Origin of the sequence: Flavobacterium aerium (assembly GCF_030766725.1) — a bacterium.
Classification (GTDB): domain Bacteria; phylum Bacteroidota; class Bacteroidia; order Flavobacteriales; family Flavobacteriaceae; genus Flavobacterium; species Flavobacterium aerium.
Map to the genome: position 1 here is coordinate 1 of NZ_JARQWR010000033.1, position 819 is coordinate 819.

1 pseudogene is annotated in these 819 nt (G+C 35.8%); it reads left to right on the forward strand.

From position 1 onward, the window contains the following. Positions 1–819 (forward strand): annotated as a pseudogene (locus tag P6733_RS17855) (DUF6531 domain-containing protein); the annotation flags it as partial.

The window sequence follows — 819 nt, forward strand, 5'->3', positions numbered from 1 at the left end:
TACAATGTGATTACCGATGCCTTGGGCAATGAAAGTATATACTATTATAATGAAGATTTTTTATGCACTCAAATTCAAGATGCATTAGGGAATTCTAAATTTTTCGAATACACCGATATGTTCGAATTGTACCGTGAGATCGATGAAGAAGGAAATTTAACGGGCTATACATACGATGACAAAGGCAATTTAAAATCAGTTATTCAGCCTGATAGCTCACAATATACCTATGTGTATGATGAAAACGATCGATTAATTATTGCCAATGATCCCGAAGGAAATAGTCGAATATGGAACTATGATGAATCAGGTTTATTGCGAACTATAGTAGCACCCGATAAAGGAATAACAGCATTTGAGTACAACGAAGAAGGATTAGTTCGTGAGATTCGTGATGTGAGTAAACGTAGAACCCGATTAGAATATGATAAGCAGCATAATCTGGTTAAGATGTATTTACCAGAAGGTGAAATAGCGACTTGGACTTATAATGATCGAGGTGAAGTTGAAAAATCAACCAATCCATTGGGAGGAACTCAAAAATTTAGTTATGATGCACTCGGTAGAGTGATACAAGTAATTCATCCCGATAATAGTTCTGTACGATTACAGTATAATGCCTACGATGAAGTTATTCATGCTCGAGACAATCATCACGATGTGCGCTTTGAATATACACCGATGGGCAATCTCACCATGCGGGAAGAGAATGGAGTAAAAGTGAAGTTTGCGTATAATGAAAACGAAGAATTAGTAAACATTCAAAATGAACATAAAGAATTATACCGTTTCCGTAGAAATGGAAATGGAGATGTTGTA